The sequence below is a fragment of the Streptomyces sp. NPDC053079 genome (assembly GCF_044546695.1).
GTDB lineage: Bacteria > Actinomycetota > Actinomycetes > Streptomycetales > Streptomycetaceae > Streptomyces.
Genome location: NZ_JBITZJ010000002.1, coordinates 563,909 through 587,112, shown reverse-complemented (window position 1 = coordinate 587,112; position 23,204 = coordinate 563,909). Strand labels below are relative to the sequence as shown.

The following is a 23,204-nucleotide window of genomic DNA, read 5'->3' as shown; positions in this document are numbered from 1 at the left end:
CCCTGGGGCCCGGAGGACGAACTGTCAGATGCACGGCTCAAAGCAGGTTCTCCCGGTTACTCTTCGCCGCCCTCGTTTGACCTCGCTCGGGGTCGCCCATTGCCGGAGGCCAGGGGAGGCTCGGCGGCGCGCACCACCATACTGGGCACCACGGGCCCGTACTCGACGACCGCTGCTTCACTCCCCCGGCCGGTGGAGGGCAGTCAGGTAGAAAACGTCACGTCACTTGCCAAGTCGGGCCGACGGCCCGTCCGGTTGCGGCACTTTCGGAACCGTGGCACAGATCACAGCCACGGCCATTCCGCCCAGCAGGAAGGCATATGAACCGATTCCGGCCTGAAAGAGAAAGTCTCCTTCCGGCCGGTTGGCGGCCAGGACGAGCGCCGCGATCAGCCATCCCGTGCCGGCGGCCGCGCCGCCGACCCTGGCCCGGGTGAGCAGGACGGCGCCGTAGCAGAGCCCGGCGAGGGCGAGCAGGGCCAGCAGCAACCCGCCGGGGAACCAGCCGCCTTGCACGAGCGATCCGGCGATCCCGGTCAGAAAACCGAGGGCGGCCAGGCCGGCGTACGCGCACAGCCGCCCGGCGCCCGGCAGCTTCAGCAGGCCGTCGCCCATACCGTTCGAGCCGCCGGTCATGCGTCCGCTCCCGTCACGCCCGCGAAGAGGTCGTCCTCGCGGTCGGCACCGGGCCGGCCGCGGACGAGCTTGTAGTACTCGGTGGGGAACAGCGGTTGCCCCAGGTCGTTGGAGAGCGCGAAGAACGGGCCGTCCACGGCGATCTGCGTGGCGTGGGCACGCATCGCGGCGGCCTTCTCGGACGCGTGGGCGGAGGCGTCGACGGCCGCGGTGACCTCCTCGTCGGGCACGACGCCGGGAACGTCGTCGGGCGAGGCGACGCCGGGGAAGACCTCTCCCCGCCGGCCGGCCTCGCGCAGCCGCGCGAAGCCCTCCTCGAGCACCGAGCGCGGGACGCAGTTCCAGTAGACCTTCGCGACCTCGTAGGCGTCGCCGAGGTCGCGGCGGAACGCCGGCTCCGCGGCGAGCTCCACGGCCCGCATGGCGACGCGGTGCGCCTGGATGTGGTCGGGGTGGCCGTAGCCGCCGTCCGGGTCGTACGTGACGAGGACCTGGGGACGCACCTCGCGGATCACCTCAACGAGGTACGCGGCGGCCTCGTCCACGTCGGCCCGCCAGAAGCACTCGGGGCGCTCGTTCTGCGGGGCGCCCATCATGCCGGAGTCGCGGTAGCGCCCGGGGCCGCCGAGGAAGCGGTGGTCGGTGACGCCCAGCTCCCTCATCGCGGCGGCGAGTTCACCGAGCCGGTGTGCACCCAGGGTGTTGTCCCGGTCCGCGGCGAGATGTGCCAGCTCGGGCGGGATGACCTCGCCCTCCTCGCCCAGGGTGCAGGTCACGAGCGTGACATGGGCACCCTCGGCGGCGTACTTGGCCATGGTCGCGCCGTTGTTGATCGATTCGTCGTCCGGGTGCGCGTGCACCAGGAGCAGCCGGCGGCCGGGCAGGAGGGAACGGTCGGTCATGGGAACAGCCTACGAGCCGCACGGGCCCGCCGGAGCGCCACCTGGGCGGCGCCCCTTTCACCACGACGGTGCGGTCGGATCAGAACTTAATGTTGTTGATCATGCTCGCGACGCTGTTGCTCAGCTGGTTGAGCGTCGGGGCGACGGTCGAGCTCGCCAGGTAGAAGCCCAGCAGCACGCAGACCACGGCGTGGCCGGCCTTCAACCCGGACTTCCGGACCAGCAGGAAGACGATGATCGCCAGCAGCACCACCGCCGAAATCGAAAGTGCCACAGCGGCTCACCTCCAGGAAATGCGGTCGGAAGGACGGCATACGAATGCCCGGACAGGCATACGACGCCAGGGAGTCATACCCACTATGCGCGAGCGATCATAACTTTCCGTGCGTGCGCATGACTCGGTGCACGGGCGCAAACACGGGGCGCACGGCGAGTTCTCGCCGTCTTGGGTGAACCCGGTGGTAAGGCCCGTAGGCTCCCCCGCATGACCGGACAGCTCTCGTTCCCTCGGCAGCACGCCCGCACCCAACGTTTCTCCCTCGGCGCGCCGCGCTCCTTCGGCGTGTCGCCCGACGGCTCGCGCGTCGTCTTCCTGCGCTCGCGCACCGGCACCGATCGGGCGAACGTCCTGTGGGTGCTCGACCTGGACACGGGCCGCGAGTACCCGGCCGCCGACCCGGTGGCCCTGCTGGGCGGTGCCGACGAGGAACTGTCCGACGAGGAGCGGGCGCGCCGCGAGCGCAGCCGGGAGGGCTCCGCGGGCATCGTGGGCTACGCCGTGGACGGCGCCGTGGAGTTGGCCGCTTTCGCACTCTCCGGGCGCCTGTGGGTGGCGGAGCTGCGCGGCGGCACGGCGGCCGAACTGCCCGTCCCGGGGCCGGTCGCCGACCCCAGGCCCTCGCCCGACGGCCGCCATGTGGCGTACGTGGCGGGCGGCGCCCTGCGTGTCGTGGGGGCCGACGGCAGCGGCGACCGGGCGCTGGCCGAGCCGGAGAACGCCACCACCACCTGGGGGCTGGCCGAGTTCATCGCCGCCGAGGAGATGCACCGGCTGCGCGGCTTCTGGTGGTCGCCGGACGGCGACGCGCTGCTGGCCGCCCGCGCGGACGACGCGCCTGTGCAGCGCTGGTGGATCGCCGACCCGGCCAACCCCGGCAGCGCGCCCGCCGAGGTCGCCTACCCGGCGGCCGGTACGCCCAACGCCCTGGTGTCGCTGTCCCTGCTGGGCCTGGACGGCTCGCGGACCGACATCGAGTGGGACCGCGAGCGCCACCCCTATCTCGCGCGCGTGCACTGGTCGGCGGACGGCCCGCCGGTGCTGCTGGTGCAGTCGCGCGACCAGCGCTCCCAGGCGTACCTCGCGGTCGACACCGCGACCGGTGCCACACGCGTCCTGCACGCGGATGAGGATCCGAAGTGGCTGGAACTTTTCGACGGTGTGCCCGCGTGGACGCCCGGCGGACGGCTCGTGCGCATCGCGGACGAAGGCGGGGCCCGGGTGCTGGTGGTCGGCGACCGGGCACTGACGGGGCCGCAGCTGCACGTGCTGTCGGTGCTGGACGTCTGCGGGGACGACGTGCTGATCGCCGCGGCCGCCGGACCGCAGGCGGCGGACCCGGAGACCGGCCAGGCGCACGTCTACCGCGTCAACGAGCAGGGCGTCGAGCGGCTTTCGCAGGAGCCGGGCCGTCATTCGGCGGTGCGTTCGGGCGAGGTGACGGTGATGGCGTCGGCGTCCCTGGACGCCCCCGGCGCCCGGGTGCGGGTGCTGCGCGACGGCAAGCAGATCGCCGAGGTACCCTCGTACGCCGAGACGCCCGTGCTCGCCGCCCGCGCCCGGCTGACCCGGGCCGGCGCGCGCGGCATCCCCTGCGCGGTGCTGCTGCCGACCGGCTACCGGGACGGCGACGGGCCGCTGCCGGTGCTCATGGACCCCTACGGCGGGCCGCACGGGCAGCGCGTGGCCGCGGCCCACAACGCCCATCTGACGTCGCAGTGGTTCGCCGACCAGGGCTTCGCCGTGGTCGTCGCCGACGGCCGGGGCACCCCGCACACCTCTCCCGACTGGGAGAAGGCCGTCCACGAGGACTTCGCCGGCGTCACGCTGGACGACCAGGTGGAGGCGCTGCTGGCGCTGGCCGCGGACCATCCGCTGGACCTGGGCCGGGTGGGCATCCGCGGCTGGTCGTACGGCGGCTATCTGGCGGCGCTGGCGGTGCTGCGCCGCCCGGACGTCTTCCACGCGGGCGTCGCGGGCGCCCCGGTCACCGACTGGCGGCTGTACGACACCCACTACACCGAGCGCTATCTGGGGATGCCCCAGGAGCGTCCGGAGGTGTACGCGCGCAACTCCCTCGTCACCGACGCCGGTCTGTCGTCGCCCGCGGAGCAAACCCGTCCGCTGATGATCGTTCACGGGCTCGCGGACGACAACGTGGTGGCCGCCCACACCCTCCGGCTGTCGTCGGCCCTGCTGGCGGCGGGCCGTCCGCACGAGGTGCTGCCGCTGTCGGGGGTCACGCACATGACCCCGCAGGAGGAGGTCGCGGAGAACCTGCTGCTGCTCCAAGTCGACTTCCTCAAGCGTTCCTTGGGCATGGTCTGAATCCGGACGCCCTCGTTGGGGTGGTCCGGTGCGCGGCGTGCTTGACGGGCTGTCAAGCACGCCGCCACCTCGATCTGCACAACCTTCGCTCAAGATGCCGGGGAAGGCCCCATCGTCCACGACAGCCCCCTTGACTGCACTGTGCGTCCGTTGCGAAAGTCCGCTGAACCCCACCGCGTCCACGCCGGCCGCGCGCGGGGCGGACGCGACCACAGTGCGGGGGATCTGCGCGATGACGAGTCCTTCCCAGACACCTTCCCCGATGCCTTCCCCGGCCGCCGCCGGGCCGGCGCCGGCCGGACAGCCCGCCGAGCTCGTGGGCCGCTCGCCCGGACAGCTGATGTGGCGGCGCTTCAAGCGCGACCGCCCGGGTGTCGTCTCCGCCTTCGTCGTGGCCTTCTTCTTCGTCGTCGCCCTCGCCGCCCCGCTGATCTCCAAGCTCTACGGGAAGGACCCGACGACGACCTATGGGCTCAACGAGCCGGGCCTGCTGAACGAGTTCGGCTATCCGGTCGCGCCCAACGGCGGGATCTCCGGCGAGTTCTGGTTCGGCATCGAGCCGACGCTCGGCCGGGACGTCCTCACCCAGCTCGTCTACGGCATCCGCACCTCGCTGCTCATCGCCGCCGCGGCCACGATGCTGTGCGTGCTGACCGGCATCGTGGTCGGGGTGACGGCCGGCTACGCGGGCGGCAGGACCGACTACTTCCTGGGCCGCTTCATCGACCTCCTGCTGGCCTTTCCCAGCCAGCTGTCGTTCATCGCCTTCACCCCGGTCGTCTACTCCCTCTTCGTGAGCCCCGAGAAGGAGACCCCGACGTACCTGCGGGTGCTGACCCTGATCCTGGTGCTGTGGGTGCTGGGCTGGATGGGTCTGGCGCGACTGCTGCGCGGTCAGGTGCTCAGCCTCCGGGAGCGGGAGTTCGTGGAGGCGGCGAAGGTGACGGGCGCCTCGCCGTGGCGGATCATCACCAAGGAGCTGCTGCCCAATCTGTGGACCCCGATCCTGGTGCAGTCGACGCTGATGCTGCCGTCGATCGTGACCATCGAGGCGGGGTTGTCCTTCATCGGCGTCGGCATTCTGGAACCGACCCCCGACTGGGGCCGGATGTTCGCCAACGGCGCCGCCTACTACGAGAGCGACATCACCTACATCTTCTTCCCCGGGCTGGCGATGATCGTTTTCGTGGTCGCCTTCAACCTCCTCGGGGACTCGGTCCGGGACGCCTTCGACCCCCGGACCAGGCGCTGACAGCTCCCCCGCACGTCGTCCACGACCGGCAGCCGACAGGCAACCGACAGGCAGGTGCATCCATGACTTCCGCGACGATGTCCCCCGGGCGCAGGGCCCGGCTCTGGGCCGTGGCCCTGGCAGCAGGGGCCCTGACGCTCTCCGCGTGCAGCAGCGGAGGGGGTGGGGGCGGCGACGGGGGCAAGGAGAGCCAGGGGCCGGGCGAGGACAAGACCACGTCCGCGCACTACTCCATCGGCACCAAGGCCGACTCCACCGGGCCCGCCCCCGAGGTCGCGGGGGCGAAGGAAGCCAAGAAGGGGGGAACCGTCGGCGTCCTGCAGCGCGACGCCTTCAACCACCTCGACCCGGGCCAGATCTACTACTCCGACGTCCTGACCAACCAGATGCTCTACAACCGCACCCTCACCTCCTACAAGGTGGACGACAAGGGCCAGGTGAAGATCGTCGGGGACCTCGCCACGGACGCCGGCACCTCCTCCGACGACGGTAGGACCTGGAAGTTCACGCTCAAGGACGGCCTGAAGTTCGAGGACGGCTCGCCCATCACCTCGAGCGACGTCCGCTGGGGCATCGAGCGCCTCTACGCCCCCTTCGAGACCGACGGGCCGCTCTACATCCCGCAGTGGCTCTCCGGCGACGGCAACGACTTCCGCAAGGCGCTGCCGGACGGCCCGTACGAGGGCAAGCACCTGCCGGCGTCGGTGCTGGACACCCCGGACGACAAGACGGTGATCTTCCACTTCCGCCAGCCGCACGCGGACACGCCGTTCGCGACGGCCATGCCGAACGTGGGCCCGGTCAAGGCCGCGAAGGACACCAAGCAGAAGTACGACAACGCGCCCTTCGCCTCCGGCCCGTACAAGGTCGGCGACTACAAGGTCGGCAAGTCGCTGACGCTCGTGCGCAACGAGCACTGGGACCCGAAGACGGACCCCGTCCGGCACCAGTACGCCGACCGGTTCGAGATCAGCTTCGGCCATCAGTTCACGGACTCCACCCGCCGCTTCCTCGCCGACCAGGGCGCCGACAAGAACACGATGACGTTCACCAACGCCGTCGCCCCGGAGATGACCGAGAAGGTCCTGGGCCAGGCCGCCACCAAGGCCCGCCGCCTGGTGGAGATCCAGCCCTACGTCGACTACATCAGCTTCAACATCGACCGGCTCCCGGACGTCAAGGTCCGCAAGGCCCTCGCCTACGCCATGCCCAACGGGCAGATCGTGCAGCAGATGGGCGGGACGACGGCGGGCCTGCTGGCCACCAACTACCTCTCCCCCGCGACGGACGGCTACGAGCCCTCCGACCCGTACGGGAAGAAGTCCCACCCGGCCGGTGACACGGAGAAGGCCAAGCAGCTGCTGAAGGAGGCCGGCAAGACCGGCCAGGAGATCGTCTACGCCTACGCCAACACCGACGTCCAGCAGAAGGTGGCGGTCGTCGTCACCCAGGCGCTGGAGCGGGCGGGCTTCAAGGTGCAGAAGAAGGAGGTCGACTCCAACACCTGGCGCACCGCGATCGCGGAGGTGAAGAACAAGTTCGACATCTACCGCACCTCGTGGGGCGCGGACTGGCCCGTCTCCTCGACGGTCGTCCCGCCGCTCTTCGACGGCCGGCAGGTCGCCGACGGCGCCCAGAACTACAGCCACCTCAAGAACGCCGCCGTCGACAAGGAGATCGACCGCATCAGCGCGATCCCCGAGGTGAAGAAGGCCGCGCCCGAGTGGCAGAAGCTGGCCGACAAGATTCTCACCGATGACGCGGCGGGCGTGCCGACCTTCTACAACCGGCTGTTCGCCCTGTGGGGTTCGAACCTCGGCGGGGTCAAGTACCACCCGGTCTACGGGAGCGTGGACCCGACCGGAGTGTTCGTGAAGTAGCGATGCCACCGGGCCGGGCCGCGCGTGGGCCCGGCCCGGTCACCCCACCCGCCCCGGACGCCCGCCGACCGGAAGACGCCACCCGGAAGAACCATGCTGAGATTCCTCGCCCGCCGCTCCCTCGGCGCGATCGTCATCGTCCTGCTGATCAGCGCGATCACGTTCTTCCTCTTCTTCGCGCTGCCCTCCGAGCCCGCCCTGATGTCCTGCGGGAAGAACTGCACCCCGGACGCGCTGGCGGTCATCAACAAGAACCTGGGCCTGGACCAGCCGGTGCCCGTCCAGTACTGGCACTACATGACGGGCATCTTCACCGGCCGCGACTTCTCCGTGGGCCACTGCCCGGCGCCCTGCTTCGGCTACTCCTTCTCCAACCAGCAGCCGGTCTGGGGCACCATCGTGGACCGCTTCCCGACCACCTTGTCCATCACCCTCGGCGGCGCCACCGTCTTCCTGATCGTCGGCGTGGGCATCGGCATGATCGCCGCCGCCTACCGGGGCACGTGGATCGACAAGTTCTTCAGCTCCCTGTCGCTGATCGGCGGCGCCCTGCAGATCTACTTCGTCGGCGTCGTCGCCCTCGCCGTCCTCGTCAGCGGCCTGCACTGGATGGACAACCCCGCCTACCACCCCATCACCGAGAACCCCGTGAAGTGGTTCACGGGCATGCTCATCCCCTGGCTGGTGCTCTCCATCATCTTCATCGCCAACTACAGCCGGATGACCCGCTCCCAGATGATCGAGCAGCTCGCCGAGGACCATGTGCGCACCGCGCGCGCCAAGGGCCTCTCCCGGCGCACGGTCTTCTTCCGCTACGCCTGGCGGGGCGCGATGGCTCCGATCGTGACCATCTTCGGCATCGACCTCGGCTCGCTCTTCGGCGGGGCGATCATCACCGAGTTCACCTTCAGCCTGCACGGGCTCGGCCGGCTCGCGGTCTCCTCGGTCAGCGAGACGGACCTGCCCACCCTGATGGCCGTGATGCTCGTCGGCTGCACGGCGATCGTCGTCGCCAACATCGTCGTCGACGCCGCCTACGCCTTCATCGACCCGCGCGTGCGGCTCGCCTAGCCGTCACCCGTCAGGAGACCGCGACCGTGACCCCTTCCACCCCCTTCCTGAGCGTCAGGGACCTGTACGTGCGCTTCGCCACCGAGGACGGGACCGTACGGGCCGTGGACGGCCTCTCCTTCGGCCTGGAGCGCGGCCGCACGCTCGGCATCGTCGGCGAGTCCGGCTCCGGCAAGTCGGTCACCAGCCTCGCCGTGCTGGGCCTGCACGAGGCCCGTCAGGCGGAGATCCGCGGCGAGATCGTGCTGGACGGCCAGGAGCTGACCGGGGCCTCCGAGCCGGTGCTGGAGAAGCTGCGCGGCGACAAGATGGCGATGATCTTCCAGGACTCGCTCACCGCGCTCTCCCCGTACTACACCGTCGGCCGGCAGATCGCCGAGCCCTTCCGCAAGCACACCGGCGCCTCCAAGCGGGACGCCCGGCTGCGGGCGATCGAGATGCTGGAGAAGGTCGGCATCCCCAACGCCGCGCTGCGGGCCGACGACTATCCGCACCAGTTCTCCGGCGGCATGCGCCAGCGCGCGATGATCGCCATGGCGCTGGTCTGCGACCCCGAGCTGCTCATCGCGGACGAGCCGACGACCGCGCTGGACGTCACCGTCCAGGCCCAGATCCTCGATCTGCTCAAGGACCTCCAGCAGCAGACCGGTTCGGCCATCATCCTCATCACCCACGACCTCGGCGTCGTCGCCCACACCGCCGACGAGCTGCTCGTGATGTACGCGGGCCGGGCCGTGGAGCGCGGCACGGTCCGCGAGGTGCTGCGCGAGCCCCGGCATCCCTACACCTGGGGGCTGCTGGGCTCGATGCCCCGCTTGTCCTCGGACGTCGGGGAGCCGCTCCTGCCCATCCCGGGCACGCCGCCGAGCCTGCTGGCGCCGCCGCCCGGCTGCCCCTTCCACCCGCGCTGCGGCTACACGGCCGAGGTGGAGGGGGACCGCTGCCGCACCGAGCGGCCGGAGCTGCCGCAGGGGCGCGGCGCCGCCTGCCATCTGAGCGCGGAACGCAAACGGACCGTCTTCACCGAGCAGATCAAGCCCCGGCTGGGCTGACGAGCGGAGCGAGAGCCATGACCGACATCCTGGTCGCCGAGGGCCTGACCAAGCACTTCCCCATCATGGGCGGCTTCCCCGTCAAGCGCAGGGTCGGCGCCGTGCAGGCCGTGGACGGCATCGACCTGGCCGTACGGGCCGGTGAGAGCTTCGGCCTGGTCGGCGAGTCGGGCTGCGGCAAGTCCACCACCGGGCGGCTGCTGACCCGCCTGCTGGAGCCGACCGCCGGCCGGATCCTCTACGAGGGCGAGGACATCACTCACGCGGACCGCCGACGGCTCGCCCCGATCCGCTCCGAGATCCAGATGATCTTCCAGGACCCGTACTCGTCGCTCAACCCCCGGCAGACGGTCGGAAAGATCATCTCCGGGCCGATGGAGATCAACGGCATCGCCCCGGCGGGCGGCCGCGAGGCACGCGTGCGCGAGCTGCTGGAGACCGTGGGCCTGAACCCCGAGCACTACAACCGCTTCCCGCACGAGTTCTCCGGAGGCCAGCGCCAGCGCATCGGCATCGCACGGGCGCTGGCGCTCGAGCCCAAGGTGATCGTGGCGGACGAGCCGGTCTCGGCGCTCGACGTCTCCATCCAGGCGCAGGTGGTCAACCTGCTGCACGGGCTGCGGCGCGAGCTGGGCATCGCGTTCCTCTTCATCGCCCACGACCTCGCGGTCGTACGGCACTTCTCGCAGCGCGTGGCGGTGATGTACCTCGGCAAGATCGTGGAGGTGGGCGCGCGCGACGACATCTACGAGCGCCCCCGCCACCCGTACACGCACGCCCTGCTCTCGGCCGTACCGGAGGCGGCGGACCTCGACGACGCCGATGGCCCCGGCCGCGTGGGGGCACCTCCCGGCGGTAGCCGGGGGAGGATTCGGCTGGCCGGTGATGTGCCGTCGCCGATCCGGCCGCCGAGCGGCTGCCGCTTCCGGACGCGGTGCTGGAAGGCGCGCGAACGGTGCGCGACGCAGGAGCCGCCGTTGCTCCGTGCGGAGGGCAGCGGCGAGGGGCATCTGTCGGCGTGCCACTTCCCGGAGCCGCCGACGGTGGAACGGGACGCGGAGATCATCCTGGACCCGGCGCTGCGAGCCGCCGAGGACGACTGACCCCCCGGGGCTCCGCCCCGGACCCCGGTCCTCAATCGCCGGAACCGCCAGGTTCCGTAGGCACCACCCGGCGCTCCTCCGCGTAGTGGCAGGCCGAGGCGTGCGCCTCCGGGCCGCCGCCCTCGCGGAACCAGTCGGGGACCTCGATCGGCGGCACGATCAGCGCGCACTTCTCCTTGGCCTTCCAGCAGCGGGTGCGGAAGCGGCAGCCGCTCGGCGGGTGGGCCGGGGAGGGCACGTCGCCGGAGAGAAGCACGCGCTCGCGCCGCTCGCGCGCCGCCGGGTCCGGTACGGGCACGGCGGAGAGCAGGGCCTGGGTGTAGGGGTGGGTGGGGTGCTCGTAGATCTGGACGTCCGTGCCGACCTCCGCCAGTTTGCCGAGGTACATCACCGCCACCCGGTCCGAGATGTGCCGCACCACGGACAGGTCGTGCGCGATGAACACGTACGACAGCTCGAACTCCCGCTGCAGCCGCTCCAGCAGGTTGACCACCTGCGCCTGCACGGAGACGTCGAGCGCGGAGACCGGCTCGTCCGCGACGATCACCTCCGGGCGCAGCGCCAGTCCGCGCGCGATGCCGATGCGCTGCCGCTGGCCGCCGGAGAACTGGTGGGGGTAGCGGTTGATGTACTCGGGGTTGAGCCCGACCACGTCGAGGAGGTCCCGCACCTTCTGGCGGCGGCTGCCCTTGGGCGCGGCCTCTGGGTGGATCTCGTAGGGCTCGCCGATGATGTCGCCGACGGTCATGCGGGGGTTGAGCGAGGTGTACGGGTCCTGGAAGACCATCTGGATGTTGCGGCGTACGGTCTTCAGGGCGCGGCGGGACAGCTTGGCGATGTCCTCGCCCTTGTACCGGATCTCCCCCGCGGTGGGGCGTTCGAGGTTGACGAGCATCTTGGCGACCGTGGATTTGCCGCAGCCGGACTCCCCCACGATGCCGAGGGTCTCGCCGGGCCGCAGGTCGAAGGAGACCCCGTCGACGGCGTGGACCGCGCCGACCTGTTTCCTGATCAGCACGCCGCGGGTCAGCGGGTAGTGCTTGACCAGGTCCCGTACCTCCAGGATCGCCTCGCCGTCAGCTCTCATCGAGCGTCTCCTTCCAGAAGTGGCAGGCGCTGGCGCGGCCGGGGGCGACGGTGAAGAGCGGGGGCCGGTCGGTGCGGCAGATGTCCTGGGCCATGGGGCAGCGCGGGTTGAAGGGGCAGCCGGCCGGGATGGCGGTGAGGTTGGGCGGCAGGCCCTTGATGGCGTAGAGCTCCCGGCCCTTCCGGTCGAGCCGCGGGATGGAGTCCAGCAGGCCCTTGGTGTACGGGTGGGCGGGCGCGGCATACAGCTCGTGCACGGGCGCGGTCTCCACGATCCGGCCCGCGTACATCACCGCGATCTTGTCGGCGACGTCCGCGACCACGCCCAGGTCGTGGGTGATGAGGATCAGGCCCATGTTGTATTCGCGCTGCAGCTCGGCGAGCAGGTCCATCACCTGGGCCTGGACGGTGACGTCCAGGGCCGTCGTCGGCTCGTCCGCGATGATCAGGTCCGGCTCCAGGGCCAGCGCCATCGCGATCATGATGCGCTGGCGCATGCCGCCGGAGAACTGGTGCGGATAGTCCCGCACCCGGTCCCCGGCGGCCGGGATGCGCACCCGGTCCATCAGCTGGGCGGCCCGGGCGCGGGCGTCCTTGCGGGTCATGCCCTGGTGGACCTCGTACATCTCGCCGAGCTGCGCGCCCACCGTCATCACGGGGTTCAGCGAGGACAGCGCGTCCTGGAAGATCATGGCGAGCTTGGCGCCGCGCACCCGGCGGCGGTGCTCCTCGCCCATGGTGAGCAGGTCCTTGCCCCGGAAGAGGACCTCGCCGCCGGTGACGTGGCCGGGCGGGCTGTCGAGGATGCCCATGACGGCCTGCGCGGTCACTGATTTGCCGGAGCCGGACTCGCCGAGGACGGCGAGGGTCTCGCCCGCGCCGACGGAGTAGCTGACGCCGTTGACGGCCTTGGCCACCCCGTCCCGGGTGCGGAACTCCACGTAGAGGTCGCGCACGTCGAGCAGTGCCGGCTGTCGCTCTGTCATCCGCCTTCTCCTCAGCGCAGCTTGGGGTCGAGGGCGTCGCGCACCGCGTCGCCGAGCATGATGAACGCGAGCACCGTGATGCTCAGGGCGCCCGCCGGCCACAGCAGCATGTGCGGGGCGTTGCGGATCTGGTTGGAGGCGTTGGAGATGTCGATGCCCCAGGAGACGGTGGGGGGTTTGAGCCCGACGCCGATGAAGGAGAGGGTGGCCTCGAGCGCGATGTAGGTGCCCAGCGCGATGGTGGCGACGACGATGACGGGCGCCACCGCGTTGGGTGCGATGTGCCGCAGCAGCAGCCGGCTGTTGCCGGCGCCCAGGGCGCGGGCGGCCTGGACGTAGTCGTGCTGCTTGGCGCCGACCACGGCGCCACGGGCGATGCGGGAGATCTGTGGCCAGCCCAGCAGCACGATGAAGCCGACGACCGGCCACACCGAGCCGCTGGTGACCATGGACAGGAAGACCAGCCCGCCCAGGATGATCGGGATGCCGAAGAAGATGTCGGCCAGCCGCGAGAGCAGCCCGTCCCACCAGCCGCCGAAGAACCCGGCCAGCCCGCCGAACACGCTGCCCAGCAGTGCGGCCCCCGTCGTGGCGCACACGCCGACGGCGATGGAGGCCCGCGCGCCGTAGACCGTACGGGTGTAGACGTCGCAGCCCTGGGCGTCGTAGCCGAAGGGGTGGCCGGGCTGGGAGCCCTCCTGCGCCTTGGACAGGTCGCAGCTGAGGGGGTTGCCGCTCGCGATGAGGCCGGGCCAGACGGCGATGAGCACCAGGAAGACGATGACGAGCGCGGAGACGATGAAGACGGGGTTGCGCCGCAGGTCGTGCCAGGCGTCCGACCACAGGCTGCGGGCCTTGCCGCTGGCGGTGCCGCCGGGGATGGGGCCGCCTTCGAGCGTCTCGGCGTCGCTGGTGGCCAGGGACATCGCCCCGCCGCCCGCGGGGGTGATGGTGGCGTTGGGGTCGGAAGGATCGAGCTCAGGCATAGCGGATCCTCGGGTCGAGCACGGCGTACAGGAGGTCGACGATCAGGTTGGCCGCCAGGAAGACGATGACGAGGACGGTCACGAAGCCGACGACGGTGGGCGAGTTCTGCCGCAGGATGCCCTGGTAGAGCTGGTAGCCGACGCCGTGGATGTTGAAGATCCGCTCGGTGACGATGGCCCCGCCCATCAGGGCGCCGATGTCGGTGCCGATGAAGGTGACGACGGGGATGAGGGAGTTGCGCAGCAGGTGCCGGGTGATGACGCGGTGGCGCGGCAGGCCCTTGGCCACGGCCGTGCGGAGGTAGTCGGCGCGGGAGTTCTCGGCGATGGACGTGCGCGTCAGGCGGGTGACGTAGGCCAGCGAGGTCAGGGCGAGCACGACGCCCGGCAGGAGCAGCTCGTCGAAAGGGGCGGCGGGCGACACGGACGGGGAGACGACCCCCCATTTGACGCCGAAGAGGTACTGCAGCACATAGCCGCTGACGAACGTCGGGATGGAGACGACGATCAGGGTGACCAGCAGGACGGAGGTGTCCACGGAGCGGCCGCGCCGCAGTCCGCTGAGGAGGCCGAGGGTGATGCCGATGACGATCTCGAAGAGGAGGGCGACGAGCGTCAGGCGCAGGGTCACCGGAAAGGCGTCGGCCATCAGCTCGGTGACGTCCTGGCCGTTGAAGGCGGTGCCGAAGTTCCCGGTGAGGATCTGCCCCATGTAGTGGAGGTATTGCTTCCAAAGGGGTGCGTCGAGGTAGAGGTCCTTGCGGATGCGCGCGGCGGTCGCGGGGTCGGGGGCCTTGTCGCCGAAGAGGGCGGCGACGGGGTCGCCCAGGGCGTAGACCATGAAGAAGATCAGGAACGTGCTGCCGATGAACACGGGGATCATCTGGAGCAGCCGCCGGATCACATACCGTCCCATGAGGACCAGGGCCTTTCTGGGACGGGCCTACTTGACGGTGATCCGCTCGTAGACGGGCACGCTGAAGGAGTTCAGCTCCACGTCGCCGATGCTCTCGGAGTAGCCCGCGCTGCCGTTCTGGTACCAGAGCGGGATGGCCGGCATCTGCTCGGCGAGGATCTTCTCCGCGTCTTGGAACTTGCCGATGGCCTTCTCGGTGTCGGATTCGGTGTTGGCCTCGTCGACGAGCTTGTCGAACTGCGCGTCGCTGAACTTGCCGTAGTTGGAGGAGGCGCCGGTGTAGTAGAGCGGCTGCAGGAAGTTCTGGGCGAGCGGGTAGTCCATCTGCCAGCCGGAGCGGAAGAGGCCGGCCACGCGCTGCTCGGAGACCTGGTTGCGGAAGTCGGCGAAGGTGCCGACGGGGTTGACCGTGCAGGCCTTGTCGTTGCCCAGTGCGTTGTTGACGCTGTTGCAGACGGCGTCCATCCACACCCGGTGGGAGCCGGTGTCGACATTCGAGGTGATGGTGACCTTGCCGCCCGGCAGCCCGCCCGCCTCCTGGATCAGCTTCTTCGCCTCGCCGGGGTTGTACGTGCAGGCGTCGCCGCACAGGCCGGCCTTGTAGCCGCCCTTCTCCCCCAGCACCGGTGAGGTCCAGTCCGTGGCCGGGGTGCGGGTCTTCTGGTAGATCTGCTCGGTGATCTGATCGCGGTTGATGGCCATGGACAGCCCCCGGCGGACCTTCTCCATCCCGGCCCGGGACCAGTTCGGGTCGTACATCGGGAAGACGACGGTCTGGATGATGCCGGCGGGCTGGTTGATGTAGCGGTCGCCGAGGTCGTTCTTGACGTTCTTCAGCTGGGCGCTGGGGATGTCGTCGACGAGGTCGATGTTGCCGGCCTGCAGGTCGGTGTAGGCGGTGTTGTTGTCGGTGTAGACGCGCAGTTCCACGCCGGCGTTCTGCGCCTTGTCCTCGCCGGGGTACCCCTCCCAGCGGCTGAGCCGCATCGAGGAGCCCTTGGTGTACGAGTCGATCATGTACGGCCCGTTGCCGACGGGCTTCTTCAGCCAGTTCGCGTGGTCGTCGTAGAACGCCCTGGGCAGCGGCGCGTAGGCGGCGTAGCCCAGGGTGTCGGGCCAGGTGGAGAACTTGGTGCGCAGCTTGACGGTGAACGTGCGGTCGTCCTTGACGACGAGGCCGGAGAGGGTCTTGGCGGTGGCGGAGCCGGCGGCGGGGTGGACCTTGTCGTAGCCCTCGATGTCCTGGAAGAAGGAGGCGTTCTTCTGCTTGTTCCCGACCACGGAGGCGTAGTTCCAGGCGTCGACGAAGGACTTGGCGGTGATCTTCTCGCCGTTGCTGAACGTCCAGCCGTCCTTGAGGGTGATGGTGAAGGTCTGCTGGTCGGCGCTGTCGATCTTCTCGGCGAGCATGTTCCTGGCCTCGCCGGTCTTGGGGTCGTACTCCTTCAGCCCGCGGAAGATCATGGTGAGGACCTTGCCGCCCTGCACCTCGTTGGTGTTGGCGGGCTCGAGCGGACTCTGGGGGTCCCCCCACGAGGCCCGCACGACCCCCGCGCCGCTGCCGCCCCCTCCACCGCCGCATCCGGTGGCCGTCAGCGCGACCCCGGCCGCGCAGACGGCGAGAGCGGCTGTGGCGCGCGTGCGTCCACGCATGGAGTGCCTCCTCGGGTCCTACGTCTCGCTCCGACCCAAATAACACCTTATGGAGTGACTTGTAGGGGCGTTCCGGAGGCGCATGGGCCGAGAAACCGCCCGTATGCGCGAGCGGCGGGGGCGGTGGGGAGGCGGGCGGGGCGATCCGCCGACACGACGCGCGAACACGTTTGCATACCGAACGTGCTTTCTGTAGACATGATTGCGGTTCGGTGGGGCTGATGTGACAGGGGATCACCGAAGACCGGAGTGACGGGTTCCGGCCATGGGTCGACCGGGACCAGGGGGAAGGGGGGCTTACGTGACGGGCTGGGACATCAGGCCGGGCGCCGTGTACGGCGTGCTCGGCAGGGCGGCGACGGCGGCGGAGGGGCTGTCGAAGGCGGGCCAGGGGGTGCAGAAGTCCCTGCCGGCCGCCGCGGCCGCAGCGGGCACCATCAGCGGCATGTACTGCGGCGAGGCCCCACAGGGGCGGGTCGGGGCCGCCCTCGCCGAGTTCGGCAAGGAGTGGCAGTCGCAGCTGGCGTACGTGGCGCAACGCACCGCCAATTCCCTGAACGGTGCGAAGAAGGCCACCGACGAATACGTCCAGGGCGACCTGAAGATGGCCGAGGACGCGCACCGCAAGGCGCTTGAGGAGCCCAAGATAGAGATGCCCGGGCAGGGGAAGAAATGAGCGACGACGAAAAGCTCATCATCCCGTCGGGCATACCGCAGTTCACCGGAAATCTGGGCACGCTCGAGACCGAGACCAAGGCACTGGCGGCGGACGCCAAGCTGTTCCGGGACTCCGGCGCTTCCGTGCACTCCACGTTCCAGGGACTGTCGGCCTGCTACAAGGCACCGGAGGCGGACAAGCTCTTCGCCACCACCAAGCCGGTGGCGACCAAGTCGGACGCGTTCGCGGACGACCTCGAGAAGGTGACCGCCGCTCTGAGCGCGTACGCGGGCGAGGTCAAGCCGCTGGTGAAGAGGCTCGAGAACCTCAAGTCCGACGCCATCGACTTCGTGAGCAGCGTCGAAGGCGACGACGACTGGCGCAAGGACAAGAAGAAGGTCGACCGCAACAACGAGCTGGTCCGCGGGGTCAACGCCGCCGTGTCCGCCTTCCAGGCGGCCGAGCGCACCTGCCACGACAAGATCGTCGCCCTGGTCGGCGGAAAGCCGCTCATCGTCGATGACGGCTCGCACAAGCCGAACATGTACGGCTACAAGGCCGACGACCTCAACCACGCGGAGAAGCTGCCCTGGGGGTCGATGGCGCAGCGCGAATACACCGGCATCCGCTGGCTGGGCCACCAGGTCAAGAGCTTCGTCTGGGACGGCTTCATCGTCGACGGCATCTGGGGCACCATCAAGGGCCTCGGCACGCTCGTGGGCACCGAGGGCTGGGACAAGGCCGGCCAGGCGTGGACAGGCCTGGCCAAGCTGTCCACCGGACTCGTCATCAGCACCACGCCGCTGGCGGCCGCGTACTGGATGGCCCCCGAGAAGAAGCTGCCCAAGTGGCTGCGCGACTCCCGCACGGCGGTCAAGGAGACCGGCAAGGCGCTCGTCGCCTACGACCAGTGGGGCAAAAACCCGGCCCGCGCGGCCGGCGGCGTCACCTTCAACGTCCTCACCACCGTCTTCACCGGCGGCTCGGGCGCGGCGGCGAAGGGCGGCGCGGTCGCCAAGACGGTCTCGGTGCTGGGCAAGGCGGGCCGGATCGTCGACCCGATCACGTACGTCGGCAAGGCCGGCAAGGTCGCCTTCGTCAAGGTCGGCGACCTGATGTCGGGGCTGAAGGACCTGAGGGTGGGCTCGACGGTCCGCATCGCGGACGAGGCGTTCACGGTGCCGGCCGAGGCGGCGGCCCATCTGCCGAAGCGGCCGGCGGATCTGCCGGAGAGCGCGGTGCCGTTCCTCGACAACGAGAACAAGGTCGTCTACCTCGACAAGAAGACCGGCGCGATGTACGACGAGCACGGCGGGCCGCGCCAGCCCGCGTCCGAGGTCAAGAAGGAACTCTCGGCGGACGAACGCGCCGCGGCGGCGCGACAGCCGGAGGCACGGACGCAGCACGACGGCGCGCTGGTCAGCGCGGGTGTACGCAACGGCGACGTTTCGGCCTCGGCGGGGCGGGGTGCGGAGCACGGGGCGGGTCACGGGGTGGGCGGCGGCGCCCACGACCTCGGACGCGGGCCGTCGGCCGCTCACGACGTCCCAGGCACGAGTGGCGGGCAAAGCGGGTCCGTCCACCCGGCCCACGACACGCCGGGCTCCGGCACGGCCGGTCGCACTTCCGGGGGCCACGGCGGCCATGGCGACTCCTCGTCGCCTCCACACGAGCGCGATACCCCGCGCCATGCAGACGACGGCCCGCCCCCGCGTGACGGCAGCCACGGCAACGGTAAGGACAGCACCTCGGCCAACGCTCACGGCAACGACGGTGCGCACCACGACGGACACCCGCCCGCGGGTCACTCTCCCGAAGGGCCTGGCGAGCAAGCTGGAGTCGGGGAGACCGGCAGCGGCGAGACGCACCACGGGCCCGGTCACGCACCTGGCGAGCAGCCAGGAAATCCGGGGTCGAAGGGTGCGCTTGCAGAGAAACGAGGTAGAGAATACGAAGTACACCTCCAAGAGAAGCTCGGAGGAGGCGACTCCTTCCGAGAAGGGGGACGAGAGTTCGACGGCAGCTACCCAGGAGGAAAGGAAGACGCAAAGACTTGGTATGAAGCCAAGTCCGGCGCGTACTGGGAAAGGGCCAACCAGCACGAAAAGGTCATGCTCAAGTTCAAGGCGAACCTCGGCGACGCGCGCCGCATCGCAGCTGAGCGCGGCAAGGAGTTTTTGCTGATTTCCGAGAAGGAGATCCCCGAGAATATCGTCAAGTGGCTCGATAAGAAGGGCTACAACTGGAAAATAATCCCGAAGGAGTAGGTAAGTTGTCCCGCACAGCAGACATCGATTTCACGTTCCAAAGCCCCGTCACGGTGACGTCCGTGGTGAAGGCTCTGTCCCAGTCGGGCTGGTCCCCCGTCGAGCCTCTCGGGATCTCGCACGCCAGCGAGGACGAGGACGGCGATCTGGACTGGGAGAGCGCTTCGCCGGAATCCGGCGCGGAGATCATCGATGGACTCGATTCTCCGCGGAACCATGGCCGCATGGTGGGGATCTCCATCTACAGCCAAGAAGCCGAGACGGGCGGGTTGCTGCTCTTCTTCGCGGATAGGACACAGGTTTCATTCACACCCTCGATCAACCGAAGAAAGCATGCGGTAGCGGAAGAGATGACCGACATTCCCTGGTACCTGGAGCAGATGCTGCCGCCCCTGCATACAGCTGGACTCTTGGGTTACCAGGCACAAGACGTCGCCGACTGAGTGCGAAGCGGGGCATGAAGGCGATTCTGCCCCGAATCAGCGAGGACGGCTCCGGCCCAACGTCACTGACAAGCTCCGAACCGAGAAGCCGGACGTGGTTCATCCGCCGGTGGCCAAGCGCCAGCGGATGACCTCGGAGTGGTTCTACGAATGCCGCGAGAAGTTCGGCATCGGTGATCCGGAGGAGGACGGAACGCCCGAGCAGGCAGCGGAATACAACGCCGAAATCGATGCGATCTATGCCCGGATCCGCCAGGAGTACGCCGCCGAAAAGGCGGCCAGAACAGCGCCCGGTAAGGCGTCACCCAGCTCCCACGTGAGCTGGAGCTCATACAGATCGCTCACGGCCAACAGCCCAGAGACCTCTACCGCCTGATAGGACGCCCCGTGAAAGACGTCATAGCCCTCACCCCCAACATGCCCTCCTCCCAGGCGCTGGTGGCCGGGCTGTACGCGGGCGGGCCCGAGCTGGAGGTCGGGAGCGTTCAGGACGGGGCCGTCGTGCAGTTGTGTGCGGTGGACGGTAGTCCGCTCGTTTCTCTTGAGGCGCCTCTGCTCGTCCACGTTCCCGGGGAGGCGGAGCGTCTGCTCGGTGACGGCATCAGCGCGCCCCCGACGCCGTACTGGTGGACCGAGATACGGGCCTCCACCGCCCTCCCCGAGGGCGCACCGCTCGCCGGATCCGTGGCCGGGCGGCTCACCGTACTGCTCGGCGGCACTGTTTGGCCGCCGGGGGTCGCCACCACCGACGTCGTCGAGACCCGTGCGCCGGAGGGTGCCCATCCGGCGTCCGGCGAGGCGCAGCTCGCCGTCGACGTGCTCACCGGCTCCACCGCCGTCGTCCTCGCCGACCGGCCCGTCATCGCCCTCAACGCCTGGCTGTCCGAGGTCCTGCGCACCGTCACCGCCGGCGGCCTCGCCCTGCAGATCGTCACCCCTCCCCACGTGCGCCTCAGCCTGCCGCTCCGCAGCGCGCTGACCGGTGCGCCCAACCGCTGGGTCGTCCAGGACCCCGGCTGCGGCTACTACGACGGCCTCTCCGGTGCCGTGCTCCACTGGCAGGACGGAACGTTCACGCCGGTCCGCGACGAGAGCGGCGAGGCCTCCGTCGCCCAAGCGTTCGCGGGCGCTACGCCCACCACGGAACGGCAGCTCTGCGTCGCGTTCCGCGTGCTGCACGAGCAGGTCACCGACGACCTCGTCCTGGGCCGGGCCCTCGGGGCCGCGTGGACCGCGCTCACCGGCACCGCCCCCGCCGGCTGGGGCACCGCCGAGCCCGTCAACCTCCCCTGGTCGACCGGCCAGTTGACCGACCTCGCGCGCGACCGCTCCCCCGAGCCCACCCATCTGCTCGCCGTCGGGCAGCCCGGCCGCCCCGCCCTCGCCACCCACCGCATCACCCGCACCGGGAACGGCGTCGCGGAGGACGTCACCCTCACCCTCGGCTACAGCGAGGACGAGCAGCCGCCGCTCGACGCGATCGAGCCCCTCGCCCGTACGCTCGCCGACGAGCACGGTCTCGTCTCGATGCTGGCCTCCCTGCGCCGGGCCCGCCGCGACCTCACCGTCCCCCCGCACTTCGAGGCCCCGCCCGTTCCCCTCTCCTTCACCCTCGGCGCCCCGGACGTCCGCCGCGTGGGCCTCGAGCACGCCCGCCGCCCACCGCTCGACCTCCGGCCCGCAGAGCTCGGGTCCGCCCTCCACTACCCCCTCGGCGACGGCACCGACGCCCAGGCATGGACGGTCCTCCAGCAACTGGCCGAGCACCTCAACGTGAGCCCGGGGAACTGAAGGGACGACGCCCTTACCGCCCCCGGGTCCTTTCGAGTTCTTCGGCGGCCCAGCGGGCCCATTCTTCGCGCATGGCGGTGAAGCGCAGGCCGTACTCGATGGCGAGGCGGCCGTTGACGGACAGCGGGTCGTCGCCCCAGTCGACCTTCTGTTCCAGCTCCGCCAGCGCCGCGCGCTGGCCGGCCGCGCGCTCCGCCTCGCCCACGAGATAGGTGACCGCCTCCAGGGGCGTGAGGTGGTTGAGGAAGAAGACCCGGAGCAGGGCCTCGCTGCGGCGGGCGGTGTCGGGGTGGGGTTCGGTGAGCCAGCGGTGCAGTTCGGCGCGGCCGTCCTGGGTGATGGCGTATTCCTTGCGGCCGCGGGGGCCTTCCGCGCAGACCTCCAGCAGGCCGGCCTTCGCGAGCTTGGCCAGTTCCCCGTAGACCTGGCTCTGGGTTGCCGGCCAGGCATTGCTCAGCGAGGTCTCGAAGCTCTTCATCAGGTCGTAGCCGCTGGCCGGCTCGTTCGCGAGAAGGCCCAGCATCGCGTGTCTCAGGCTCATGCCCCCACTCTACCCTCCACAATCGACATGTCGAGTGTGGACAGTCCACAACTGACATGTCATAGTTGGAATGTCGGCCGGGGGGTCGGCGCCCGGCACGGCCGCATCCGGCCACCGACCAAGGAGACTTCTCGATGAACTACCTGCGCGGCTTCATGCCCTGGATCGCCTTCGCGGCCGTCTCCTCGTACGGCTGGCAGTGGGGCGCCGCCGCAGGGCTCGCCACCGCCATAGCCCTGCTGGTCAAGGAGCACAAGGCAGGTACCGCCGGACAGTCGCTGATCCTGGAGCACAGCACGGCGGGCTTCTTCGCCGCGCTGACCGCCCTGGCCTTCGCCCTCCCGCAGAGCGGGCTGCGGCATTTCGGGGGTGCCATGTCCCTGGGCTGGCTCGCCCTCACGGCCTGGGCCACCCTGCTCATCGGCCACCCGTTCACGACCGGCATCGCCAAGCGACAGGCACCGCCGGAGGTATGGAACACCCCGCTCTTCCGCCGCATCAACGTCGTGGTCACCACCGCCTGGGCACTCGCCTTCACCCTGGCCTCCGCCGCACTGGCCCTCACCAGCGCCGAGGGCCTCGGCAGCGGGGCATCCATAGCGGTCCAGGTCGCCGGATTCGCACTGCCCGCCGCCTTCACCGCCCGCTACCCCGAGCGCGCCCGCGCCCGCTACACCACGGCGGCCCGGTAAGCGCGGGTTCGGGCAGGATCCACAGGCGTCCGGCTCACCGCACCAGGGGTGAGGCCGTCGCAGGTGGGCGGAGCTCCACGACGGTCGCCCTGCCCGCCACCGTTCGGTCCTCGTGCATGGTGATCTGCTGACCGGGTTCGAGGTGGCGCCAGCGGTCGGGGGTCAGGGGGAGCAGCCGGACCGTGGCGCGGCCGCCGGGCTCCAGAGACGGGCGGCCCTCGATCCACAGGCCGGCGATGTTCCAGGACGGCCCGCCGGCGGGTGAGCGGTGCCCGATGTTCCACATCGGTCGCAGGACACCGGAGCCCGGAACGGGCGAGGTGCGCCGGGTCGCCCCCGCCGGACTCAGCGTCAAGTCCGCCCGGATCACACCGTTTCGGGCTTCCGCGCAGCGCCAGTGGCACCAGGCGGCGCTCCGTTCCATGCGCAGCTGCTCGGCGGCGCCGGCCATCGCCTCCCACCACGCAGGGGGCAGCGAACGGCCGCCTCCGAGCTCCTCCAGGAGGTCGAGGGCGGTGTCCCACTCGTCGTGGACCAGGTGGTCCCAGACATCCCGCACCGTGAGGTCGTTCCCGGTGGCCGTCGCCTCGGGGACCAGCAGGCCTACGGATTCGAGCAGTTCGGGCACGTCCACGGGAGGATTGTCACCCACCGAGCCGACGGAAGGGGCCCCCGGCAGGGCCC

At 70.1% G+C, this 23,204-nt stretch carries 22 protein-coding genes; 12 read left to right on the top strand and 10 right to left on the bottom strand.

Annotation, left to right across the window (positions count from 1 at the left end):
- Positions 1-222: 222 nt before the first annotated feature.
- The 3 genes from ACIGXW_RS09945 to ACIGXW_RS09935 form a co-directional block, all read right to left on the bottom strand.
- Positions 223-636 carry a DUF6113 family protein gene (locus ACIGXW_RS09945; RefSeq protein ID WP_399571790.1) on the bottom strand — a complete coding sequence of 138 codons (414 nt, stop codon included), beginning with the start codon at positions 634-636 and terminating at the stop codon, positions 223-225.
- Positions 633-1,538: an N-acetyl-1-D-myo-inositol-2-amino-2-deoxy-alpha-D-glucopyranoside deacetylase gene (mshB, locus tag ACIGXW_RS09940; protein ID WP_399571787.1), complete on the bottom strand. Its 906-nt coding sequence runs from the start codon at positions 1,536-1,538 to the stop codon at positions 633-635. The genes ACIGXW_RS09945 and mshB overlap by 4 nt, the downstream gene beginning before the upstream one ends.
- Positions 1,539-1,617: 79 nt before the next feature.
- Positions 1,618-1,812: a hypothetical protein gene (locus tag ACIGXW_RS09935; protein WP_071964353.1), complete on the bottom strand. Its 195-nt coding sequence runs from the start codon at positions 1,810-1,812 to the stop codon at positions 1,618-1,620.
- A 210-nt stretch (positions 1,813-2,022) separates the two neighbouring features.
- On the opposite strand from ACIGXW_RS09935, the gene ACIGXW_RS09930 reads away from it, so the two are divergent.
- The 6 genes from ACIGXW_RS09930 to ACIGXW_RS09905 all read left to right on the top strand — a co-directional run bounded on the left by ACIGXW_RS09930 (position 2,023) and on the right by ACIGXW_RS09905 (position 10,501).
- Positions 2,023-4,143, top strand: a complete 2,121-nt coding sequence (locus ACIGXW_RS09930) for a prolyl oligopeptidase family serine peptidase (protein WP_399571785.1) — start codon at positions 2,023-2,025, stop codon at positions 4,141-4,143.
- Positions 4,144-4,375: 232 nt separating this feature from the next.
- Entirely contained in the window at positions 4,376-5,395 is a 1,020-nt protein-coding gene (locus tag ACIGXW_RS09925) for an ABC transporter permease (protein WP_399571782.1), read from the top strand.
- Positions 5,396-5,457: 62 nt separating this feature from the next.
- Positions 5,458-7,275 carry an ABC transporter substrate-binding protein gene (locus tag ACIGXW_RS09920; protein ID WP_399571780.1) on the top strand — a complete coding sequence of 606 codons (1,818 nt, stop codon included), beginning with the start codon at positions 5,458-5,460 and terminating at the stop codon, positions 7,273-7,275.
- Positions 7,276-7,368: 93 nt separating this feature from the next.
- Positions 7,369-8,346, top strand: coding sequence for an ABC transporter permease (locus ACIGXW_RS09915; RefSeq protein ID WP_399571778.1), 978 nt, complete (start codon positions 7,369-7,371; stop codon positions 8,344-8,346).
- 26 nt (positions 8,347-8,372) lie between these two features.
- A complete protein-coding gene (locus tag ACIGXW_RS09910; RefSeq protein ID WP_399571775.1) occupies positions 8,373-9,398 on the top strand; it encodes an ABC transporter ATP-binding protein in 1,026 nt (341 codons plus the stop codon).
- Positions 9,399-9,415: 17 nt separating this feature from the next.
- Positions 9,416-10,501: an ABC transporter ATP-binding protein gene (locus ACIGXW_RS09905; RefSeq protein WP_399571773.1), complete on the top strand. Its 1,086-nt coding sequence runs from the start codon at positions 9,416-9,418 to the stop codon at positions 10,499-10,501.
- A 31-nt stretch (positions 10,502-10,532) separates the two neighbouring features.
- On the opposite strand, the gene ACIGXW_RS09900 is transcribed toward ACIGXW_RS09905, so the two are convergent.
- Genes ACIGXW_RS09900 through ACIGXW_RS09880 form a run of 5 tightly spaced genes read right to left on the bottom strand, consistent with a single transcriptional unit; the run spans position 10,533 to position 16,128 of the window.
- The gene (locus tag ACIGXW_RS09900; protein WP_399571770.1) at positions 10,533-11,588 is read right to left on the bottom strand and encodes an ABC transporter ATP-binding protein; all 1,056 of its coding nucleotides are present in this window, start codon (positions 11,586-11,588) and stop codon (positions 10,533-10,535) included.
- The gene (locus ACIGXW_RS09895; protein WP_399571768.1) at positions 11,578-12,573 is read right to left on the bottom strand and encodes an ABC transporter ATP-binding protein; all 996 of its coding nucleotides are present in this window, start codon (positions 12,571-12,573) and stop codon (positions 11,578-11,580) included. Before ACIGXW_RS09895 ends, ACIGXW_RS09900 begins: the two co-directional genes overlap by 11 nt.
- Positions 12,574-12,584: 11 nt before the next feature.
- The gene (locus tag ACIGXW_RS09890; RefSeq protein WP_399571765.1) at positions 12,585-13,559 is read right to left on the bottom strand and encodes an ABC transporter permease; all 975 of its coding nucleotides are present in this window, start codon (positions 13,557-13,559) and stop codon (positions 12,585-12,587) included.
- The gene (locus ACIGXW_RS09885) at positions 13,552-14,475 is read right to left on the bottom strand and encodes an ABC transporter permease (protein WP_071964360.1); all 924 of its coding nucleotides are present in this window, start codon (positions 14,473-14,475) and stop codon (positions 13,552-13,554) included. Before ACIGXW_RS09885 ends, ACIGXW_RS09890 begins: the two co-directional genes overlap by 8 nt.
- 27 nt (positions 14,476-14,502) lie before the next feature.
- Entirely contained in the window at positions 14,503-16,128 is a 1,626-nt protein-coding gene (locus ACIGXW_RS09880; protein WP_399571763.1) for an ABC transporter substrate-binding protein, read from the bottom strand.
- A 301-nt stretch (positions 16,129-16,429) separates the two neighbouring features.
- Here ACIGXW_RS09880 and ACIGXW_RS09875 point away from each other — a divergent pair, with 301 nt between their 5' ends.
- The 5 genes from ACIGXW_RS09875 to ACIGXW_RS09855 all read left to right on the top strand — a co-directional run bounded on the left by ACIGXW_RS09875 (position 16,430) and on the right by ACIGXW_RS09855 (position 21,287).
- Entirely contained in the window at positions 16,430-16,804 is a 375-nt protein-coding gene (locus ACIGXW_RS09875) for a DUF6507 family protein (RefSeq protein WP_399571760.1), read from the top strand.
- Positions 16,801-19,053, top strand: coding sequence for a hypothetical protein (locus ACIGXW_RS09870; protein WP_399571757.1), 2,253 nt, complete (start codon positions 16,801-16,803; stop codon positions 19,051-19,053). The genes ACIGXW_RS09875 and ACIGXW_RS09870 overlap by 4 nt, the downstream gene beginning before the upstream one ends.
- Before the next feature lie 5 nt (positions 19,054-19,058).
- A complete protein-coding gene (locus ACIGXW_RS09865) occupies positions 19,059-19,496 on the top strand; it encodes a hypothetical protein (protein WP_399571754.1) in 438 nt (145 codons plus the stop codon).
- A 94-nt stretch (positions 19,497-19,590) separates the two neighbouring features.
- Complete coding sequence (locus tag ACIGXW_RS09860) at positions 19,591-19,872, top strand: hypothetical protein (protein ID WP_399571752.1); 282 nt, start codon at positions 19,591-19,593, stop codon at positions 19,870-19,872.
- A 41-nt stretch (positions 19,873-19,913) separates the two neighbouring features.
- Positions 19,914-21,287 (top strand): DUF6177 family protein, encoded by a 1,374-nt coding sequence (locus tag ACIGXW_RS09855; protein WP_399572498.1) that lies wholly within the window; start codon positions 19,914-19,916, stop codon positions 21,285-21,287.
- Positions 21,288-21,300: 13 nt separating this feature from the next.
- Here the strand turns inward: ACIGXW_RS09855 and ACIGXW_RS09850 are convergent, their stop codons facing one another.
- A complete protein-coding gene (locus tag ACIGXW_RS09850; RefSeq protein WP_399571750.1) occupies positions 21,301-21,828 on the bottom strand; it encodes a PadR family transcriptional regulator in 528 nt (175 codons plus the stop codon).
- A gap of 134 nt (positions 21,829-21,962) precedes the next feature.
- Between ACIGXW_RS09850 and ACIGXW_RS09845 the strand changes: the two genes are divergently transcribed.
- Positions 21,963-22,520, top strand: a complete 558-nt coding sequence (locus ACIGXW_RS09845; RefSeq protein WP_399571747.1) for a hypothetical protein — start codon at positions 21,963-21,965, stop codon at positions 22,518-22,520.
- Between the two features lie 34 nt (positions 22,521-22,554).
- Here the strand turns inward: ACIGXW_RS09845 and ACIGXW_RS09840 are convergent, their stop codons facing one another.
- Positions 22,555-23,154, bottom strand: coding sequence for a hypothetical protein (locus ACIGXW_RS09840; RefSeq protein WP_399571744.1), 600 nt, complete (start codon positions 23,152-23,154; stop codon positions 22,555-22,557).
- Between the last annotated feature and the right edge of the window lie 50 nt (positions 23,155-23,204).

Bases quoted from the DNA above. Each gene is read 5' to 3' on its own strand.
- ACIGXW_RS09945 (WP_399571790.1), bottom strand. From the start codon at position 636: ATGACCGGCGGCTCGAACGGTATGGGCGACGGCCTGCTGAAGCTGCCG.
- mshB (WP_399571787.1), bottom strand. From the start codon at position 1,538: ATGACCGACCGTTCCCTCCTGCCCGGCCGCCGGCTGCTCCTGGTGCAC.
- ACIGXW_RS09930 (WP_399571785.1), top strand. From the start codon at position 2,023: ATGACCGGACAGCTCTCGTTCCCTCGGCAGCACGCCCGCACCCAACGT.
- ACIGXW_RS09925 (WP_399571782.1), top strand. From the start codon at position 4,376: ATGACGAGTCCTTCCCAGACACCTTCCCCGATGCCTTCCCCGGCCGCC.
- ACIGXW_RS09920 (WP_399571780.1), top strand. From the start codon at position 5,458: ATGACTTCCGCGACGATGTCCCCCGGGCGCAGGGCCCGGCTCTGGGCC.
- ACIGXW_RS09915 (WP_399571778.1), top strand. From the start codon at position 7,369: ATGCTGAGATTCCTCGCCCGCCGCTCCCTCGGCGCGATCGTCATCGTC.
- ACIGXW_RS09905 (WP_399571773.1), top strand. From the start codon at position 9,416: ATGACCGACATCCTGGTCGCCGAGGGCCTGACCAAGCACTTCCCCATC.
- ACIGXW_RS09900 (WP_399571770.1), bottom strand. From the start codon at position 11,588: ATGAGAGCTGACGGCGAGGCGATCCTGGAGGTACGGGACCTGGTCAAG.
- ACIGXW_RS09895 (WP_399571768.1), bottom strand. From the start codon at position 12,573: ATGACAGAGCGACAGCCGGCACTGCTCGACGTGCGCGACCTCTACGTG.
- ACIGXW_RS09890 (WP_399571765.1), bottom strand. From the start codon at position 13,559: ATGCCTGAGCTCGATCCTTCCGACCCCAACGCCACCATCACCCCCGCG.
- ACIGXW_RS09885 (WP_071964360.1), bottom strand. From the start codon at position 14,475: ATGGGACGGTATGTGATCCGGCGGCTGCTCCAGATGATCCCCGTGTTC.
- ACIGXW_RS09880 (WP_399571763.1), bottom strand. From the start codon at position 16,128: ATGCGTGGACGCACGCGCGCCACAGCCGCTCTCGCCGTCTGCGCGGCC.
- ACIGXW_RS09870 (WP_399571757.1), top strand. From the start codon at position 16,801: ATGAGCGACGACGAAAAGCTCATCATCCCGTCGGGCATACCGCAGTTC.
- ACIGXW_RS09855 (WP_399572498.1), top strand. From the start codon at position 19,914: ATGCCCTCCTCCCAGGCGCTGGTGGCCGGGCTGTACGCGGGCGGGCCC.
- ACIGXW_RS09850 (WP_399571750.1), bottom strand. From the start codon at position 21,828: ATGAGCCTGAGACACGCGATGCTGGGCCTTCTCGCGAACGAGCCGGCC.
- ACIGXW_RS09845 (WP_399571747.1), top strand. From the start codon at position 21,963: ATGAACTACCTGCGCGGCTTCATGCCCTGGATCGCCTTCGCGGCCGTC.